This window comes from Thalassospira sp. HJ, assembly GCF_000948415.1.
Classification (GTDB): Bacteria; Pseudomonadota; Alphaproteobacteria; order Rhodospirillales; family Thalassospiraceae; genus Thalassospira.
In genome coordinates this window covers 24,220-43,900 of the sequence record NZ_JYII01000020.1, presented here as the reverse complement: position 1 = coordinate 43,900, position 19,681 = coordinate 24,220, and the positions used below count along the sequence as shown (strand labels likewise).

General features: G+C 54.3%; 15 protein-coding genes. 7 read left to right on the top strand and 8 right to left on the bottom strand.

The window, feature by feature from the left end; all coding sequences use genetic code 11:
• Positions 1-61 precede the first annotated feature (61 nt).
• The 3 genes from UF64_RS15910 (at position 62) to UF64_RS15900 (ending at position 3,186) form a co-directional block, all read left to right on the top strand.
• Positions 62-937, top strand: a complete 876-nt coding sequence (locus UF64_RS15910; RefSeq protein ID WP_044829620.1) for a LysR substrate-binding domain-containing protein — start codon at positions 62-64, stop codon at positions 935-937.
• 262 nt (positions 938-1,199) lie between these two features.
• Positions 1,200-2,897: an ATP-dependent endonuclease gene (locus UF64_RS19785; protein WP_082049831.1), complete on the top strand. Its 1,698-nt coding sequence runs from the start codon at positions 1,200-1,202 to the stop codon at positions 2,895-2,897.
• Between the two features lie 106 nt (positions 2,898-3,003).
• Positions 3,004-3,186, top strand: coding sequence for a DUF1508 domain-containing protein (locus UF64_RS15900; RefSeq protein ID WP_044829619.1), 183 nt, complete (start codon positions 3,004-3,006; stop codon positions 3,184-3,186).
• A gap of 76 nt (positions 3,187-3,262) precedes the next feature.
• Here the strand turns inward: UF64_RS15900 and UF64_RS15895 are convergent, their stop codons facing one another.
• Both UF64_RS15895 and UF64_RS15890 read right to left on the bottom strand, forming a co-directional pair.
• On the bottom strand, positions 3,263-4,045 hold the full coding sequence (locus UF64_RS15895; protein WP_044829618.1) for a 3-hydroxybutyrate dehydrogenase: 783 nt from the start codon (positions 4,043-4,045) through the stop codon (positions 3,263-3,265).
• Between the two features lie 109 nt (positions 4,046-4,154).
• Positions 4,155-5,780: a sigma 54-interacting transcriptional regulator gene (locus tag UF64_RS15890; RefSeq protein ID WP_044829617.1), complete on the bottom strand. Its 1,626-nt coding sequence runs from the start codon at positions 5,778-5,780 to the stop codon at positions 4,155-4,157.
• Between the two features lie 225 nt (positions 5,781-6,005).
• On the opposite strand from UF64_RS15890, the gene UF64_RS15885 reads away from it, so the two are divergent.
• Positions 6,006-7,232 carry a methionine gamma-lyase gene (locus UF64_RS15885; RefSeq protein ID WP_044829616.1) on the top strand — a complete coding sequence of 409 codons (1,227 nt, stop codon included), beginning with the start codon at positions 6,006-6,008 and terminating at the stop codon, positions 7,230-7,232.
• A gap of 90 nt (positions 7,233-7,322) precedes the next feature.
• On the opposite strand, the gene UF64_RS15880 is transcribed toward UF64_RS15885, so the two are convergent.
• On the bottom strand, positions 7,323-8,225 hold the full coding sequence (locus UF64_RS15880) for an ABC transporter substrate-binding protein (RefSeq protein WP_044829615.1): 903 nt from the start codon (positions 8,223-8,225) through the stop codon (positions 7,323-7,325).
• Positions 8,226-8,810: 585 nt separating this feature from the next.
• Between UF64_RS15880 and UF64_RS15875 the strand changes: the two genes are divergently transcribed.
• Entirely contained in the window at positions 8,811-11,195 is a 2,385-nt protein-coding gene (locus tag UF64_RS15875) for a hypothetical protein (protein WP_044829614.1), read from the top strand.
• A gap of 6 nt (positions 11,196-11,201) precedes the next feature.
• On the opposite strand, the gene UF64_RS15870 is transcribed toward UF64_RS15875, so the two are convergent.
• The 5 genes from UF64_RS15870 to UF64_RS15850 form a co-directional block, all read right to left on the bottom strand.
• A complete protein-coding gene (locus UF64_RS15870; RefSeq protein ID WP_044829613.1) occupies positions 11,202-12,110 on the bottom strand; it encodes a nucleotidyl transferase AbiEii/AbiGii toxin family protein in 909 nt (302 codons plus the stop codon).
• Positions 12,100-12,984, bottom strand: coding sequence for a hypothetical protein (locus UF64_RS15865; protein WP_044829612.1), 885 nt, complete (start codon positions 12,982-12,984; stop codon positions 12,100-12,102). The genes UF64_RS15870 and UF64_RS15865 overlap by 11 nt, the downstream gene beginning before the upstream one ends.
• A gap of 184 nt (positions 12,985-13,168) precedes the next feature.
• A complete protein-coding gene (locus UF64_RS15860; RefSeq protein WP_044829611.1) occupies positions 13,169-13,906 on the bottom strand; it encodes a MarC family protein in 738 nt (245 codons plus the stop codon).
• 109 nt (positions 13,907-14,015) lie between these two features.
• Complete coding sequence (locus UF64_RS15855; RefSeq protein WP_044829610.1) at positions 14,016-14,351, bottom strand: HNH endonuclease; 336 nt, start codon at positions 14,349-14,351, stop codon at positions 14,016-14,018.
• A 6-nt stretch (positions 14,352-14,357) separates the two neighbouring features.
• Positions 14,358-15,251: a M48 family metalloprotease gene (locus UF64_RS15850; RefSeq protein WP_044829609.1), complete on the bottom strand. Its 894-nt coding sequence runs from the start codon at positions 15,249-15,251 to the stop codon at positions 14,358-14,360.
• Between the two features lie 420 nt (positions 15,252-15,671).
• On the opposite strand from UF64_RS15850, the gene UF64_RS15845 reads away from it, so the two are divergent.
• Positions 15,672-18,176, top strand: coding sequence for a type I secretion system permease/ATPase (locus UF64_RS15845; protein ID WP_044829608.1), 2,505 nt, complete (start codon positions 15,672-15,674; stop codon positions 18,174-18,176).
• Positions 18,176-19,483: an HlyD family type I secretion periplasmic adaptor subunit gene (locus UF64_RS15840; protein ID WP_044829607.1), complete on the top strand. Its 1,308-nt coding sequence runs from the start codon at positions 18,176-18,178 to the stop codon at positions 19,481-19,483. The genes UF64_RS15845 and UF64_RS15840 overlap by 1 nt, the downstream gene beginning before the upstream one ends.
• The last annotated feature ends 198 nt before the right edge of the window (positions 19,484-19,681 follow it).

The following is a 19,681-nucleotide window of genomic DNA, read 5'->3' as shown; positions in this document are numbered from 1 at the left end:
TAATCCGCTATTTTGGTAATTCACTTTTACACATGCGTAATAATCAAGATGGGGTCGGGCGATGAATGCCTGGGACGGGATCAGCGAATTTATCGCCGTGGCCGAACGACAAAACTTTACGGCCGCTGCCAAGCAGCTTGGCATTTCGGTCGCCCAGGTCAGCCGACAGGTTACAGCACTTGAAGAAAAGCTGGGCGTGCAGCTTTTTTATCGCACGACACGCAAGGTCAGCGTGACCGAGGCCGGGCAGATTTATTATCAGCATTGCCGGCAATTGCTTGATGGTCTGGACGAGGCAGAGCGCGCGATTGGTAACCTGACCGAACTGCCGCGCGGCAAGCTCAAACTGACCGCGCCGACCACCTATGGCGAGACGGTGATAGCCCCACTGGTCAATGATTTCGTCACCCGCTATCCCGATCTGGAAGTGCAGTGCCGCTTTACCAACCAGAAGCTTGATCTGGTGCTTGAAGGCTATGACATGGCGATCCGCCTTGGCCGGTTGGAAGGCACCACGGGCAGCCTGATGACCCAGCAGCTTTCAACCCGGCGCCTTTATGCCTGTGCCGCACCCAGCTACATCGCCAAACGCGGCGAGCCCTATTCGCTTTCGGAACTGCATCATCATAATTGTCTGGTCGGCACGCTTGATTACTGGCGCTTTGAAGAAGACGGCCGCGAACGCACGGTGCGTATTCATGGCTCCATCCATGCCAATAGCGGTCAGGCGCTTCTCGATGCGGCGCGCAAGGGCATCGGCATCGTGCAATTGCCTGACTATTACGTCGATCCGTGGATCGCCAGCGGTGACCTCGTCCCGGTCCTGACCAAATACCAGCCATCAGATGAAGGCATCTGGGCGATTTACCCAACTAACCGGCATCTCAGCCCGAAAATCCGGATGCTAGTGGAGCATCTTGGGCGGTATTTGGGGTAGCAACTTGAGTTAATTGTCAAGCATGTCCTTTTACATGAAAAAGTGTATGTGTATATTACTATGGGGTGTGTAGCCGGTTTAATTGTTGCAGCTCTAGATGGTCCACCGAAATCAAGGTCGCGGCTTGCTCAGCTCTCAGTTGATAGTGGTGTTGAAAGCTAAGTTCAGCAGTATGTGTACGCTGGAATAAAAGGTCGTTGATCGCAGGCGGGTTTATAGTGAATTGTTGGTGTTTCGAAAGTTGATTTGAAAGAGGTGTTAGATGAAGGTCTTATCTACACGTTTAAAAAGTTTTAGAACTGTAGATGATGAAATAAATATTCCGATTTCATCGGGAACAACCCTAGTAGGGCCAAACAGTTCTGGAAAAACTAATATCGTAAAGGGAATGCGAACATTCTTTACTGGTTATGAGAACCGATTGGGGTACCAATATGAAGAAGATATACCTTTCGGTCAGAAGAGTTCAAAAACTTCTATTTCCGTAACTTTTCAAGGAGTTCCAGGCGGAGAAGATAAAGAAATTTTTGAGTTACTGGATACATTGCATAGGTTGCTTGGAACTGACAGAAAAGGCAGCGATGTTTTTAATGTCTATCTCACCTTTTCAAAAAACTCCAACCCAACATATCAGTTGTTCCCAAACCAAAAGCGCCCTAAAGGGGCGGAAAATGCGCAGTACTCACGGGTTGAAAGAAAGTTAGTCGATAAAATACTCGGTGATCATGAGGTCCATTACATACCTTCAGATAAAAGTTTTGAAGATCTTTATAATGATATGATTTTACCGTTCCTTTTAAGGAAGGCTCATGAATCGATTAAAGACGATGTAGTTAAAATTCGCGATGCTCTTTTGGGTACATCGCAGGTTTTAACTGAATCTCTAAAGAAGTGTGGTCTAAGCAACTTAAATGCATCATTCAAGGTGCCAAACGAGGCGGAAAAGTTATTTGGAAATATAAGTTTTAATCTCAGTGATCCTAATGAAACCAGTATATTTTCAAAAGGAATGGGGATCCAATCGGCTGCATTGTTGGCTGCATTCAACTGGATTACCGATGAGCATGTTCGTGCTGGAAGAAGTGTGATTTGGCTTCTGGAGGAGCCTGAGTCCTATTTGCATCCGGAGTTGGCAGAGCAATGTGAAAAACTTATTGGTCAGCTAAGAGGTAAATCAACGGTGATTTGCACAACCCATTCTTTAGGGTTTGTTCCTCAAGATCCGGAAAAAGTCATTGGCGTTAAGTTTGATGGCACTACAACAAAAATAGAGAAGTTTAAAACTTATCACGAGGCTACATCAAGAATTAGAAACGCACTTGGTGTGAAGTTTAGTGATTTCTATAATTTGGCAAAGTATAATATTTTTGTGGAGGGAGAAACGGATAGGAAATACTTCAAGTGGGCATTGGAAAAATTTAAGGAAGAAAAAGGTTTTGTTGAAAAGTGGCCAATAATTACTTCTGAAGAAACTGTTTTTCTTGATCGCGGAGGGGTGTCCGGTCTTGAAGGGTTTCTTCGAGCGACTTATGAGTTCATATGCAAAGAGCGAGCGGTTTTCACGGTTTTAGATGGTGATGAAGCAGGCGACAAATGTCGCAGGGCACTTCAAGGGTTTTTCAGCGGAAAAAAAGGTGTCAGCTTTCAGTCAAATGATGATTTTTTGGTTCATAGAAGTGGATTCTGCATAGAGGGGCTATTTCCAGACCAGTGGATACGTGACCTCCACAACGAGCAGCCCGACCTGTTTTCAGAGAATTATGCTGAGGATGTGGAGGGAAATCTCATGCCATTTAAAATTGGTGATTCGCCTAAGACAAAAAATGCTGTCGCTAGGAAATTGATGGAGCGGGGTGATGAAGACGATTTCCATGAGTGGTCTGAGCGGTTTAGGGTGGTTTTTGATGTTATTGAAGGGGCGTTATCCAGAAAGGCTTTAAAGCTTTATGGTTCAGGGTGAGGGGGCTGATTAGGCCGTGCTTGGGGCATTCATCCTGATTTTCTGTCACAACTGGTTCGCGCCTGCGTCAAATCGTCAATGCATTTCGGTTTGAAGGAGACGGGCGATGTCAAAGTGCACAGGATCAAAGGGTGATCTGTGGGAGCTTTATGAAGCAAAGGACGGCTGGCGTTGGCGACGGACGGCCAGCAATGGCAATATCGTCGGGGCCTCGACACAGGGCTATTCGAATAAGTCCGACTGCATCGCCAATGCCAAGCGCAACGGATGTGATTGCGATTTGAGCTAGGTCTCGCGTAATCGGCGCAAAGAAAAAGCCCCGCAGCATCTGCTGGCGGGGCTTTGGTGTTTTGGAAGCGCGCGCGTTACTGCGCCGTCCAACCGCCATCGACCGAAAGATGCGTGCCGGTCATTTGTGATGCGGCGTCCGAGCACAGGAACAGGGCGGTCTGGCCGATCTGTTCCGGGCTTACGAACTGTTTGGACGGGTGTTTGTCCGAAACAAGGCGGGTTGCAGATTCTTCAACCGAGATATTGTTTTCCTTTGCGCGCGCTTCGATCTGGCGTTCGACCAGTTCGGTGCGCACCCAGCCCGGGCAGATGGCGTTAGCCGTGATGCCGGTTTCAGCCGTCTCAAGGGCTGTCACCTTGGTAAGGCCGATCACGCCATGCTTGGCGGCGACATAGGCGGCCTTCTGGACCGATGCGACCAGGCCGTGGGCCGATGCCGTGTTGATGATGCGGCCCCAGTTTTTTTGGCGCATATAGGGCACGGCAAGGCGGGTGGTGTGGAAAACAGATGACAGGTTGATCGCAATCACCGCGTCCCACTTTTCGGGCGGGAAATCTTCGACATTGGCGGTGTATTGGATGCCGGCATTGTTGATCAGGATGTCGACGCCGCCAAACTTGGCCTCGGCGTCTTTCATCATCGCTTCGATCTCGTCCGGTTTGGACAGGTCAGCCCCGTTATAGTGCGCGGTGACACCGTAATCGGTTTCAAGGCCCTTGCGGGTCGCCTCGATTTCATCAGCGTCGCCAAAGCCATTGAGCATCACATCCGCACCTGCGCCTGCCAGTGCCTTGGCCATGGCAAGGCCGATCCCGCTGGTTGAGCCGGTGACGAGTGCGCGTTTACCTGTCAGCATTTTGTCTTCTCCCTGTCGGTGAGGAGTTTGATCCTCTTGTTAAGTTAGGTGGATCATGCCGCAGTGCAATGTAAGTGGCAAGAAATGCTGTTGTCGGGCGGATGGCTTTTTAGCTGCCAATGCCGTATTTGCGCAGTTTGTTGGCGATCGAGGTGTGTGAAACACCAAGTCGATCAGCAAGTTTGCGCGAGCTTGGGTAGTCCGGATAAAGCCGGGCCAGCATTTCATGTTCGAGCAAGTCCATGCCGCTGTTGAAATCGCTTTGCGCGAGCGCGGTGGCGATCAGGTCGGGGTGCTCTGCTGCTGGCGTGGCGGCGTCTTTCGCAGTTTCGGATGTGCTCTGTGCCGGGGTTTCCGGCGTGCGGGCGGTGCCGCTGGCGGCATCGGCAAGGTCGCGGGCACCAAGCGTGTTGCCATCCAGAAGGGCGACGGCGCGAAACAGGGTGTTTTCAAGTTCGCGCACATTGCCCGGCCAGTCATGGGTGCAAAGCCAGTCAAGCCCGTCTCGCGCCAATTTGGGTGTGCTGCGCTCTGTCTGTTGGGCGGTGCGGTCGATGAAGAAGGCGGCCAGATCGGCAATGTCTTCGATGCGATCACGCAGGGGCGGCAGGGTGATGCCAAGGACGTTGAGGCGGAAATAGAGATCCTCGCGAAACGTGCCGTCATGCGACATGGCTTCAAGATCGCGGTTGGTCGCACTGATGATGCGGACATCAACGGTGATTTCATCGGTTCCGCCCACGCGGCGGAAGCGGCCATCCTGAAGTACGCGCAAAAGCTTTGCCTGCAGATACGGGGTTAGCTCCCCGATCTCATCTAAAAACAAAGTGCCACCATCGGCCAGTTCCAGAAGCCCTGGCTTGCCGCCGCGCCGTGCGCTGGTAAAGGCCCCGGCGGCATAGCCAAACAGCTCGCTTTCAGCCAAACCTTCGGGCATGGCCGCACAGTTAAGTGCGAGAAACGGTTGATCTGCGCGTGTGCTTGCGCGGTGACAGGCACGGGCAAACAGCTCCTTGCCGGTGCCTGTTTCACCCAGGATCAGGATCGGGGCATCAATGGCCGCCAGACGTTCGGCCTGTGATTTGACGCGCAGCATCGCACGGCTGGTGCCGATAATGTCGTCAAAGCCGGTATGGCTGCGATCCTGCAGGGCGGTGATCACGCGCCCCAGCCGGGCCGGGCGATGAAAGACCATCACCCCGCCCCATGGTGCATCATCGGCACTGTCGGATCCGTCATCAACATGGCCGATTGGTTCGACCTGCAAAAGATAGGTCTGCCCGCCCAACGTGACCTCGCGTTCCGGCAGGCGAAAGCCGCTATGGCGCAAATCTTCAATGGATGGTTCGATAAGAATGCTCGCAATATCCTGATCACGCAGTTGTTTTTCAGGGGTTGCTGAAATCGCCTGTGCAGCCGGGTTGGCCTGCGCGATCAGGCCGTTGGCATCGACCGCAATCACCGGATCGCCAAGGGCGGCCAGTGTCGCGTGCAACTGTGCACGACGGCGTTCGGTCGGCAGGCGGTCGATTTCGGTAATGTCGAAAATGCCGGGAATTTGTTTGAGCGCGTGCGACAGAAGCAAAAAGCGTTCCGGGCGCACGGCGGGAATATCGGCATAGATATGATGGGTGGTGACTTCAAAGGCGCGGATGTCCAGGCCCTGATCGGTCAGGACATTAATCACGTCGCGCGTAATGCCGAGCCTGTTTTCACCACGAATTTCAAACCGCATAACTGTACCGATAAATTTACATTGTAAGGCAAAATGTACAGTCTTAAGCTTCTGAAATCCAGCATATTTGACGTGTGCGCCGTTGGAGTGCACCAGTATGTAAATAAAAATTTACACACTCAAACAGGACGAATTCGTCAAGTCTTTGAAAACAGACGATTTTTAAATCTGGCACGGTGCTTGCGGTGATGTGGGCAGAATAAACGCATTTCAAGGAGCCTTCCGATGTCTGCCCATGACAAACACAACAGTGCCAAAACCGGTTTTGCCACCCGTGCGATCCATCACGGGTACGATCCCCAAAGCCACAATGGGGCACTGAACCCGCCGGTTTACATGTCTTCGACCTTTGCGTTCGAAACGGCCGAGCAGGGCGGGCGGTTCTTTGCCGGTGACGAGCAGGGCTTTATCTATTCGCGTATTGCCAACCCGACGCTTGATCTTCTTGAAAAGCGTTTGGCTGTTCTTGAAGGCGGTGAAGCCGCAGTTGCGACCGCATCGGGCATGGGCGCGATTACGTCGGTCTTCTGGACTTTTATTGAGCCGGGTGACGAGATCATTGTTGATCGCACGCTATATGGCTGCACATTTGCCTATTTCCGTCATGGTCTGGAAAAGTTCGGCATCAAGCACACCCATGTTGATCTGACCGATCCGGCAGAACTGGAAAAGGCGATTTCGGATCAGACCAAGATTGTCTATTTCGAAACCCCGGCCAACCCGAACATGCGTCTGGTTGATATCGAAGCCGTCTCCGCCATCGCGCACAAGCATGGGGCCAAGGTCGTTGTCGATAACACCTATTGCACGCCTTATCTGCAGCGCCCGATTGAGCTTGGGGCCGATATCGTTGTGCATTCCGCGACCAAGTATCTTGGTGGCCATGGTGATCTGATGGCCGGTGCGGTGATCGGGAGCCTTGAAGACATGACGCAGGTGCGTCTGGTCGGGTTGAAGGACATGACCGGTGCGGTGCTGTCGGCACAGGATGCCAACCTTGTGATGCGCGGTCTTAAAACGCTTGAGCTTCGCATGGAACGCCATTGCGACAATGCCGAAAAGATCGCCGATTTCCTCGCCAAACATCCGAAGGTCGAGAAGGTCTTCTATCCGGGCCTTGAAAGCGATCCGCACCACAAGCTGGCCAAAAAGCAGATGGCCCGGTTTGGCGGCATGATCGCGTTTGAGCTTAAGGGCGGGATCGAGGAAGGCCGTAAACTGATGAACGGGCTTAACATGATCACCCGCGCGGTCAGCCTTGGCGATGCCGAAACCCTGATCCAGCATCCGGCATCCATGACCCATTCAACCTACACCGCCGAAGAACGCGTGGAATATCAGATCACTGATGGCCTGATCCGGCTTTCCGCCGGGCTTGAAAGCATCGATGATATTCTGGCTGATCTGTCGAATGCACTTGATGGTGATCAGATGGCGATTGCGGCCGAGTAACGCTTACGCATGACGTTTTGCTGACTTTCAGCCTGTGCAGGTTTGCTGTGCCCGGATCATTTCGGGGCGGTGAACCTGCTTGGCAGATGTTCAGTCGTAAATGCCGTATTGCCGAAGTGCCTCTGCCGACTGTGGCGTGATCTTGTCATTGCGGATGCGGAAAACCCGGATGTCGCGCAGCTTGATGTTCTGGAACGACGGGGCGGTTTCCCAATTGGTTTTCAAAAGGTCAAACAGCATGCCGTTGGAATAGGCACGCTTCAATCCGGCCTCGATCGCATCGCGCAGACGGGGTTCATTGGGGCTGAAGAAGAAATAGATCGGCTGGGGATAATAAAGCGCGATTTCCGGCGCAATCACGATGCCCTTGGCCTGTTCCTTCATCCAGTTCCATTCAGCATGAATTTGCCAATAGGCCCGCGGGTAAAGATCAAACCGGTTGGCTGCCAACATCTTGTGCAGGCTGGCATAGCGCCCGATCGCAACGGAAAAGCCGTTATCTTCCAGGATGGCATTATCCGGCCAGCCAAGCCCCTGACCCATGGAGAATTTTTGCAAATCTTCGACCGATTGCACATCCGAAAGATCATCAAGCATGTCTTCGCGCGTCATGAACAGTCGTACGCCGGTCGTGCCAAGATAGATCGGGAAATAGGCGGGCAGCAGAACCTCTTCACGTTTGGCGTTGGTGCCAAAGAAGACGGTGTTGATCTCCTTGCCGGCCTGAAGCATCGGAATGCGCCGTTCCTCCGTCGGGTAATCCATGCATATCGGGGTAATCGTGATGTCTTCGCTGCTCAGGCGTGCGGCAAGGCGCAAAAGATCAACATGATATTCCGAATATTGGTCCCAGGTGAGTTTGCGCTGGCAGTAATCGGATCCGACATCCATCGGCAATTTGACGACAAGCGCGTCTGAGCGGTTCTGGGCGATTGCCATGTTTGAAACACCCACCAGCATCAGCATCGCGATCACAAGAACACGCGCAAACATGCTAAGCCAATCGGCTTGGTCACACGACGCAGATTCATGCGGGTCTGTGCTGGGCAGGTTGATCAATGAGGCACCGGTCGGGAGAAATCTTGAACGCTTGGTCAGGTTGCGGGGCGACCTATCCGTTTGGGAATGCGACTTTTGGCTAATAGGGCGGGCAAAGGCAAATCGTTTCAACGCATGGCAGGGGCGATTTTTTGCAAGTGGTGGCCTTGGTATCGGCGGCTTTGCGCGGGTTTTTGCGCGCTTTGGTCCGGGTGCTATTGGGTTGAAACGGTTGCTGAAAAATCCGCCTTTTTGCGAATCGTCCCACCCGAATGGGCGTTTCGGGGTGCGCGAAATAATGTTTCAGACCGGAAATTCGACAGTTTGCACCCGATCGTCGCAGCCGATTCCAAGGCTTTGGTCAAACTGCCGCAGGTTTTGTGAAAAGCAGGGCCGGGTGCTTGATTTTCCTAAGCCCGCCTTAAAAATCGATCCTTGCACCAAAGCGCATTTGAAACACCGTGGGCAAATCTGCGCTGCCTGCGGTGAATAAGCCAAAAAGCAGATAACTGACGCATCGAAAATAGGGAATATACGGAAATGTCAGCACAAGAAGCCGCACCGGAAATCGGTGAAATCATCGAAGCAAGCAGCACCGGCAACATCAATGCCACGGACCTTGAGATGCTCGGTCTGCTTGAAAAGAAAGTGCGCTGGCTTTCAAGCTGGACGATCCATAACGCCAACCATCTGCGCCCGAAGCGTGACGGCATCAAGGTTGGCGGCCATCAGGCCAGCTGTGCCTCGATGACGACCCTGATGACGGCGCTTTATTTCAATGTTCTGCGCCCGCAGGACCGGGTCGCGGTCAAGCCGCATGCAAGCCCGGTCTTTCATGCGATCAATTACCTGTTTGGTCGCCAGACCAAGGAAAAACTCGAAAGCTTCCGCTCCTTTGGTGGTGCGCAATCCTATCCGTCGCGGACCAAGGATGGTGATCAGGTTGATTTCTCGACCGGTTCTGTTGGCCTTGGTGCGGCGGTGACGAACTTTGCAGCCCTCACACAGGATTACCTGCGCTACAAGGACATGCTGCCCAAGGGCGAAACACCCGGCCGCATGGTTGCCCTTGTCGGGGATGCCGAACTTGATGAAGGCAACATCTATGAGGCGCTGCTCGATACCTGGAAACATGACATCCGCAACGTCTGGTGGGTGATCGATTACAACCGCCAAAGCCTTGATGGCATGATTGATGCCCATCTGTTCCGCGTCATTGGCCGGTTCTTCCGCGCGGTCGGCTGGAACGTGATCACCATCAAATATGGCCGCAAGCTGCATGACGCCTTTGCCAAGCCGGGCGGCAAGTCACTGAAAAAGTGGCTCAATGACGTGCCGAACGACATCTATTCCGCACTGACCTTTCAGGGCGGGGCGGCATGGCGCAAACAGATCACGTCCGACATGCCGGGTGATAATGCGCTGGCCGATCTTCTGGGGCAGTATGACGATGATGCGTTGCATGATCTGATGACCAATCTGGGCGGGCATTGCATGGAAGCGGTTCTGAGCGCCTTTGATGCGGTCCCCAATGACAAGCCGACCGTCTTTATCGCCTATACCGTCAAGGGCTATGGCACGCCGCTTCAGGGGCACAAGGACAACCATGCGGGGCTTATGAATGTGCCGCAGATGGATGCCTTCAAGCTGCAAAACAAGGTCGCCGACGGGCAGGAATGGGACATCGCAGCCGGCCTTGATATCAGTGCAGATATGCTTCGCGATTACATCGCCAAGGCACCGTTTAATGATGACGCCCCGCGCAACAAGACGGCCAAGCACATCGCCATTCCCGAAATGCCCTATGCACGGACGGAAACATCAAGCACACAGGAAGTCTTTGGCAAGGTTCTGAACGAACTGGCCAAGATGAAAAATAGCGATCTTTCGGACCGCATTGTCACCACCTCGCCCGATGTGACGGTCTCCACGAACCTTGGCGGTTTTGTGAATCAGCGCGGTCTGTTTGGCCGCGAAGAACTGGCCGATGAGTTCAAGGAACGCAAGGTTCCCTCGGCCCAGAAATGGATCCGCTCCCCAAGCGGCCAGCATGTCGAGCTTGGCATTGCCGAAAACAACCTGTTCCTCAATCTTGCGGCCCTTGGCCTGTCGCACAGCCTGTTTGGCGAACGCCTGTTCCCGATCGGCACCCTTTATGACCCGTTCATTGCGCGTGGCCTCGATGCGTTGAATTACGCCTGCTATCAGGATGCGCGTTTCATGGTCGTGGCAACACCCAGCGGCATTACGTTGGCGCCAGAAGGCGGGGCGCACCAGTCGATATCAACGCCGATGATCGGCATGGGACAGCCGGGCCTGACCAGTTTTGAGCCAAGCTTTGGCGATGAACTGGCCGCCATCATGGGCTGGTCGTTTGAACATATGCAGGACCCGGACGGTGGCTCGATCTACCTGCGTTTGTCGACCAAGCCGCTTTCGCAGCCGGAACGTGACCTGTCAGATACGCAAAAGACTGAAATTATTTCGGGCGGCTATTGGCTGCGCCAACCGGGCGAGGATTGCAAAATGGCGATTGCCTATTGCGGTGCCATGGCGCCTGAAGCAATTTCCGCCTGGGAAAAGCTTTCCGAAGACCATCCGGGCTTGGGTCTGCTGGCTGTCACTTCGACCGACCGGCTTTACAATGAATGGCAGGATCTTGAGCGTGCCCGTCTTGAAGGCAAGGCCGACGGCAAGATGTCGCATGTGGAAAACCTGCTCAAACCACTCGCCTCGGATGCCCGCCTTGTCACCGTGATCGACGGCCACCCGGCCGCCCTCGCATGGCTTGGCGGCGTGCGCGGCCACGCGGTGGCCCCTCTTGGCGTCAATGCCTTTGGTCAGTGCGGCGATAGCGTCGCCCTTTACGATCACTACCAGATCGGCACCGACGCCATCCTGCGCGCGGCGAAACGCTGGGATTGATCCGTTTTATTCATTCCAAGGTAAGGATTTATATAGAGAACGCATGGTTTCGAAGCTGTCCTCAAACGGAGGAAGTTGTGCTAGCTCCAATCCCAGTGTGTGCCACTGGGATTTGGCCCGAGAACGTATCTCAGGGTCGTCCATAGTGTCTGGCATTGGAGTAATGCCTCGGGTCTCGCATTTTCTTAGCAGAGTTTGATGTATTTCTTGCAAGTCAACATCGCTAAGCTGATTTGTTTCCATGAGATAAGAAATATCATAGACATCCTGCCTGCGAGAGCGGTTGCGAATTGGCTGCTGGATCAGGGCACGAAGTTTCTCTGCAATTAGTTCATGTAATGTGAATGCCCGGACTGCAGCCATTCCTTCAGTTAGGTTCAGCTCTTGGAAAGCATAAACTTGATCTCTAAAGCTTATCTCAAGCTCTAAGGTATTGGTTGATTTGTTTTCGGCTAGCTTGACCTCATCTTTTGAGCCTCGGGTTGCGTATCCAATCTTGATAAGTAGCGCTGGAAACTGATGTTCGTCGAAATTCAATGGCTTGGGGAGTTTTCTAACTGTTTGGACTTTGCAGATTATGTTTGGGTAACGTAATTTAATGGCTGCTTTGGGAAGGTGTTTGTTAAGTTCGTCCACTAACGTTGCTTCTAGTTCCTTGGGTTCCGGTATCGCGGTAAAATCCACATCCCCGGTGACGCGTTCACTTTTAAAGGCAAGTGCCATTACGGCTCCGCCCTTTAGTACTAGGTGCTGGTTCAGTGTATCTGACAGTCCGATTGCGGTGAGGGCGATCTCTGTAACTTGTCGTTTCTGGTATAGTGACGGGTCTTGTCTGGAACTTTCCACCCATCCTCTGATGTCTACTTCAACTCTTTGGTATTCCGTTGAATTGGGTGTCTCTGCTTCAGTCGACATTTATTGAGATCATCCATGTTTCGGAATAATTGGCGCTATACTCGTTTTCGGGGTCTAGTTTCTGAGACCCGCCTCTTTGGGCATTTGTTTGCCAAAGGGTAACTCTTGGGTCGCTTAATTCCAAGACTTCAGTGAAAATATAGCCAGCACGAACCTTAATGATCTTGCTTTTATGTGTGTTGATGGCTTCAATAATCTCGTCTACCCATAAAGTGCTTTCTTTGGCCCAAATATCCAGCACATGCCTCATGCCACCACACAATGCTGGTTGAAGCAGCATGTCGGCGAAGGTTTGTCCGATTGTTGTAATGCGTGTTTCTTCGCCGGCCAGTTTCGTCGGTTTCCAGGGCGAACTGGTTGTATGTGTGCTTACTTTTCGTCTTCTTACTAACTGCTTGTAGTGGGGGCGGAACATTAACTTTGGTTCAAGCGTGGCGAGCGATGGGAGGTCTCGCTTAATGCGTTCTTCTTGCATTGAATTCCAAAGCTTGCGTTTTGGGGTGGTTATTTGCAAAGCCTCAGGGTTTCTATTTGTTAGGCCGTATATATGCATTGCAGATAAATGAGAGACATACGAGAAGGGATCAGAGATGCATATAATTTCTTCTGCACTGCCAGCTCGGGTTGATTGGGTTACACGCCAAACAAATGAACGAAAGTTTGAGTCTGGCACAAGAGCTTTGCGTTCCTCCATTCGTTTGATTGCATTTCGGGCGCGTGTGTAGTCCCAATTGTGCGGCAGGCGTTTTAAGAAACTATCTCCCCATTTTTTGGCAAAAAAAATCTGTTGTCCAAGAACGAAGAAGTCATAAAAAGTTATGATTGGTAAGTCACGGGCTAGAAGCGCTTCTTCTAATGCGTCAGTGAAGTTCATCTGCTCACCATGTGTATATGTCCTTAGGACATATACACATGGTGAGCGGGAAAGTCAAATTTTTTTAGTTAACTGCTCCGAAGATGTTGACGTTCGCCTGACTGATCTATATGTCCTAAGGACATATAGATCAGTCAGGCAGTATGGGTTTCCTTATTCTTGCTTTCTGCACATTTCTGTGGACTCAGAAAAACGCCTGTTTCACGCCATCGATGATGAACTGGACGGCCAAGGCAGCCAGGATCATGCCGAGCAGGCGTGATACCACGGTGGCGACGGTTGGACTGAGGCGTTTGGCGACCACGTTTGCCAGCAGGAAGAAGACAAAGGCGATCACCATCACGACGGCGACAACGCCAATGACGCTGGCCTGCATGGCGATATTGTCTTCGAATTTGCCCATCAAAAGCATCACGGATGCAATCGCACCGGGGCCTGACAGGAACGGGATCGACATCGGGAAGATCGAGATGTCGTCGGCCTCGTCATCGGGGATGGTCGGGCCGTCTGCGGTTTTGGTTGCGGGTTTCTTGGCGTTGGCCTTGGCGGTTTTTGCGGCCTTTTCCGCCTCGTGGTCTTCTTCAAGTTCCTGATGGACCTGTTCGGCGCGCTCGTTGCGTTTCTGGCTGCGTTTTTCAAACAGCATTTCAAGCGCGATCAAAAACAGCAACGTGCCCCCGGCAATCCGGAAGGCAGGCATATGAATGCCAAACACACCCAGCAATCCTTCGCCGATCAGGGCGAAAGCGGCCAGAATGAAGAAGCTGGTCAAGCAGGCGCGGATTGCCATGCGCCGACGGTGGGCGGCACTTGTGCCCTGGGTCAGGACGATAAAGACCGGTACCAGACCCAGCGGGTCAATGATCACGAACAGGGTGACAAAGACCGGGATCAGTTCATTGAGCATATCAAGGCTTGGCATCGGTGTTTCCTGCTGTCGGCGGTTTCGCGTTTGACGCGTATATTGCGCCTATCTTGGCAGGTAAATGGTTAAATTGGCAGTCCTTTCCCCGGCGCACCAACGCTGCAGCTTATCGGCGCCTGCCACGATTGCGGCCATAGCGCCCGGCACTTTCCGGCCAGTCGACATAATCATCGGGTTTCTTGCGCACCCATTTGACAAACTTGACGATGTCGGGATGGGCCAGAAGTTTTGCGGGGCTGTCATAATCGCGCGCCAGTGTGGCTTCATCAAACAGGCGGTGGATCATGCGGTGGCACACCCGGTGCAGCCATTCGGTTTCCGTCCCGCCCTGCGATTTCGGGCGCCAGTGATGACGATCGACACTGGGACCTGCGATCATCGCGCGCCCACAGATCGCGCAGGTGCCAAGATCCGAATTGTTGGTGTTTTCCGCTGCTGCCATGGCCGATTATTGCGGCGGCATGCGCCGGTTTTCAAAGAATTTCTGCCATGTGCCGGGCTTAAGGTCACGGAGCGCCTTGATACGTGCGCCAACCGATGGATGGGTATCGAGCAGGCTGGGCGGCTGCGTGCTGCGATAGGGCACAAGGCCAAGGCGCTTGCGGTTGATCTGATCGATGTGAAGCAGGGCATCAATCATATCTTCGGGGCCGTTCAGTAAATCACTGGCGCCATGATCGGCGGCAAATTCGCGGTCGCGGATGACGGCGCGCTGAAACAGGAAACTGATGGTCGGTACCGCGCCAAACAGGACAATCATCCAGGCGGGTGGATTGAAATCGCCAAAGATAAAGATCGCCAGACCAAACAGCGCAATTGTCCATGTTGCGCGATAAAGCACATCGGTAATCAGCAAAATCCGCGTGTCACCATGCCAGGCATGGGCGACTTCATGGGCAAGAATGGCGCGCATTTGACGCGGCGAAAGGCCATGCACGGCATCGCTTGAAATCGCAATCGTCGTGTTGTCATCGGTGCCCGTCGTGATGGCATTGACTCCCTTGCCGGGCAGCAGAAACAGCTTTGGCTTGTGACTAAGGCCGGCGCGTTCGGAAAGCAGGCGGCTCATTTCGTGGATGGCGGGATAATCTTCACCCGATAGCGGACTGGCGCGCAGCATTTTCATCAACACATCCGGCGAGATCATTGGCGACAGGGCCAGCATCAGCGCAACCGCAACACCGGCCGAGATCATCATCGATACCCCGCCCAGCATCCAGGCGCAGGCGGCAAGCACCCCGATCATGCAGGCCATCAGCCCGCCCGCGTGAGAGACTCCGCCCGGCTCGATGGCGAGAAACCGTTGAATGAAGCCCGGAAGTTGCGGCGTGTTGTCAGCCATGAAGGGTTTGCCTGTCGGGTTTGGTGTTGGCGCAATACCCCAAAGATAGGGTGCGAAGGGGCAATTGCGCAAATGGCAGATCGCACCGGACCGGAAAAAGTCTATGTCAGGCAGGGTGTTAAGGGCATTGATCCAGCACAGATTTTGGCTGGTCTTTGTAGCGCAGGATTCGGTACTGTAATTTGGTCGGCATTGCCCGGTCAGAGGGTTCGGTAAGGCAATGAAATAAAGGGCTTTGCGGCAAAATTTTAACACATCCTTATATATTCGACTAGAATAGTGGGAGTATGCCATTGGCTAGGATACCCGTTGTGGCTTCGCTGCGCGGGTGGTTTGCCATGCGTGATTGGCAAATGGCCAAAGGCAACAAATATAAGGGTTTCGCCCATGTTTCATGGGTGGATATAGCGGAAGGAACGAATGGGCCTGTTGGATAGAATCCGGCCAACTCGCAAATCGGATGCGGGACGCGAGGGGGATCGTACCCCGCTGGAACGGTTGTTCTGGCGGTCGATCGCGCTTGTCGGCGGATTCTCGATGGTGATCAACCTGCTCAACATGGTGATCCCGATCTATTCCATGCAGGTTTTTGACCGCGTTCTTTCCAGCCGCTCGGTTGATACGCTGGCCCTACTCACACTGGGTATCGGTCTTGTTCTGGTCTTCATCGCATCAATGGAGCAGCTGCGATCGCGGGTTCTGATCCGGGTCGGGACAGCACTTGATTTGCGTCTGGGCGGCGAGCTGTTTGCTCATGTCGTGCAGCAATCAGCGCGCGGCAGCCAGATGCGCCAGCGGCCATTGCGTGATCTTTATGGTCTGCGCGGTTTTCTGACCAGCAGCGGGCCATTCGCCCTGATCGATTTCATGTGGGCGCCGGTCTATATCGGGGTGGTGTTCATTTTCGACACCCGTCTTGGCATGGTGGCCTGTGGCGGTGCGTTGCTGTTGATCGTGATCGCAATCGCCAACGAGGCGGCCGCCAAGATTTCTGTGGACCGGTCGGAAGAAAGCCAGAACCGCGGCATTGCGCAGGAAGAAACCTATGTCCGCAATGCCGAGGCGATGGAAGCGATGGGCATGACCCAGTCCGCCCGCCAGCGCTGGCAGGCGGACCAATCGGATTCGCTTTACTGGGAAGGTCAGGCCAGCCGCAGGGTTGGCACATCGACCACGCTTTCGCATTTTGTCCGCCTTGCCATGCAGGTCTGCTTTATCGGTGTCGGGGCCTATCTGGTTCTGTCCGAAAGCATCACAATCGGCATCATGGTGGCTTCCATGATCCTTGGTATGCGGGGCTTGGCACCCTTTGATGGTGCGGTAACCGCGTGGCGCAGCTGGAATGCAGCGCGCAGTTCGTTTGAGCGCCTAAATAACATCCTGCTTGAAAAACGTCAGACCGTCCCGGCCCCGATGCCGCGTGGCCGTGGCATGGCAGTCAGTGTGGATCGCCTTGTCTTTGCGCCGCCCAACAGCCGTAATGTTCTGTTCAAGGGGTTCTCGTTCAAGGCGGGGCCGGGGCAGATCATTGCGCTTGCCGGGTTTAACGGGGTTGGCAAGACAGCCCTTCTGAAACTGATCATGGGCATCTGGTTGCCCGGTTCCGGGTCGGTGAAGCTTGATGATGTGGAAGCATCACGGGTGGATCGCACTGAAATGGGGGCGCAGATCGGTTATCTGGCGCAAAACCCGTTCCTGTTCCCGGGCACGATTGCCGAAAACATTGCCCGCCTGGGTAATGCGGAAATGCGCGACATCATTCAGGCGGCTGAGCTTGCCGGTGCGCATCAGTTCATTCTTGATTTGCCTGATGGCTATGACACGCGGGTGGATCGCGGCGGGCGCAACCTTTCGGGTGGGCAGCGGCAATTGATTGCCTTGGCGGCCGCCCTGTTTTCGCGCCCGCGACTGTTGCTGCTTGATGAGCCGACAACCGCCCTTGATGACAGCGGTGTCGCCCATATCAGCGAGCTGATCGAGGTACTTCGTCGCAACGGCATTACGACCTTTATCGTCAGTCACGAGCGCGAAATTCTGGCCCGTGCTGATGCCATTCTGGCCCTTGCAGACGGGCAAATTCAGGTGGTCCCGGTCAAGGGTGGTGCCAAACCGGCAATGCCGAAACCAGGCATCGAAGACGATGAAATCACGGGCGCGGAAATTGCCCGCGGCCTGCCGCCAAGTGCCCGTCCGGCTGCGGCGGATGTGCCGCCATCTGATGGGCAAATGCGGATCACGCCAAAACAGATTGCGGTTCCCAATCCGGATGCGCCGCGCCCGATTGTTGAAAAGAACAGCGCACCCAATACCCATCCGGCAGCTGCCATGAGCACGCCTGCTCCTGAAGCAGAGCCCGAGATTGAGGAAATGCCGGAAATTGCCGATTTCGGTTCGACTGGCGAAACCGGATCGGGCCGGGCGCAGGCCGCCAAACAGGCGGCCGGGATTGCCAAAACGGAAATGAAGCCGCAGCCGACCCCGGGCGGCACCATGATGACCATGCGCCCGGTGCGCAAAAAGGAAACGGCAACACAGCAGGATACCGCGCGCAAGGATCCGCCAGCCCGGCCATCGCGTGAAGCCCGTCCGGCCAGTGCCGCCGACCTTGCAGCCAAACGCCCGGCAGCCAAACCAAAGCCACAGCCCGAACGCGCCGCCCAACCGGCCCGAAAGCCCGCCGCACAACGCAAAATGAGCGAAGCCGAAGCCATCGCCAAGGCGCGCGAAGAAGCCGCAATGCGCATGCGCAAGGTGCGTGAGGATGCCGAACGGGCCGCCGCCGCACGGGCACCGCGCCGCAGACCAGCGGATGCCGAAGATCGCCCGGCAGAACGCCAACAGGTGCGTGCGCAAACCGCCCGACGTGGCCGCCCGCAATTGCGTGTGGTTGAAGGATCGGCCGAGCGCCGACAGGGTGGTGCCTGATGTCTGGTGGTGTGCAACTTCCAACCGCGCGCGAGCTTAGCACCGACGTCAAGCCGTTGGTGCGGATCGGGTTTTTGATCCTGTTTTTGGGGTTTGGCTCTGTCCTGCTTTGGGCGGGCACGGCCGAGGTCAATTCGGCGGCGACCGCAAGCGGCGTGGTCGCACCATTTTCTGGCCGCCAAAGTGTGCAGCATCTTGAAGGCGGCATCATTCGTGAAATTCTGGTGCGTAATGGATCGCGCGTTCAGGCGGGTGATGTTCTGGTGCGCCTTGATGACACCCGGTCACGCGCCAGCTTTGATCTGCTCAATAACCGCTATCTCAATGCGCTGGCGACCCAGACGCGCCTTGTTGCCGAACGCGCACAGGAAGATCATCTGACCTTCCCGCAGCCACTTGAAGACCCGCGCTATTTCTCGATCACGGATGCGCAAGCCACCCTGTTTGAAAGCCGCCGCAGCGCGTTCAAGGGCGAGGTGGAGCTTTATGACGAGCGCATCAAGGAGCTACGTCGCGAGATTGTCGGCACGCGCGAGCAAAAGATCGCCGCCGAACAGCAGGTCGGCATCGTCAAGGAAGAGCTCGCCATGGTCAAACCGATGGTCGACCTTGGCTATGCCAGACGGACCCGGTTGCTGCAGCTTGAAAGCCGTTTGGTTGAGACCCTCGGCAATATTGGCCGCTATTCCGCCGATATCGCGCGGATCGAACAACAGATCCAGCAGGTAAAGGCCAGTCAGTCACAGCTGATGCGTGATCATTTGCAGTCGATCAATACCGAACTGCGCGACGTGCAAAGCGAGATTTCTGATCTGAACGAACGACTGCGATCGGCCGAGGATATTCTGGTGCGGTCTGATATCAAGGCGCCGCGCAATGGCACGGTGACCAACATGCAGTTCACCACCGTCGGCGGGGTTATTCCGCCGGGTGCGCAGGTTCTTGAAATCGTGCCGGCCGATGATCGTCTTGTCATCGAAGCCCGCGTTTCGCCCAACGACATCGACGTTGTTTCGGCCGGGCTTCCGGTCAATATCCGGGTGACCTCGTTCAGCCAGCGCTGGTTTGCACCGGTCAAGGGTACGGTCACCGACGTTTCGCCAGACCGTCTGACAGACTCCGAAGGCCGATCCTATTTCCAGGCCATGGTCGAGATCGACGCAGAGAGCCTGGCCGAGCATGAAGGCATGATTCTTTCGCCCGGTATGCCTGCCCAGCTCGAGATCGTGACAGGGGCGAGAACGATTCTCGCTTATCTGTTTTCCCCGATCACCACCAGTTTCGAGCGCGCATTCCGCGAACAGTAAATAAGCAAAGAACGTATAGGTCATGATGTGTCGATCTATACAACCTGACAGATTCTGACAGGCCCGGCTTTTTCCTTCCAAAGCGCCAGAAAACATGAGAAAAATGCGGGATTCGCGCCAGAACGAGTCATTTGCTATTGATGATTCGCAAAGATCTAATTTATACTGGGGTATAAAAAGATTCTGGGGCGGATGCCC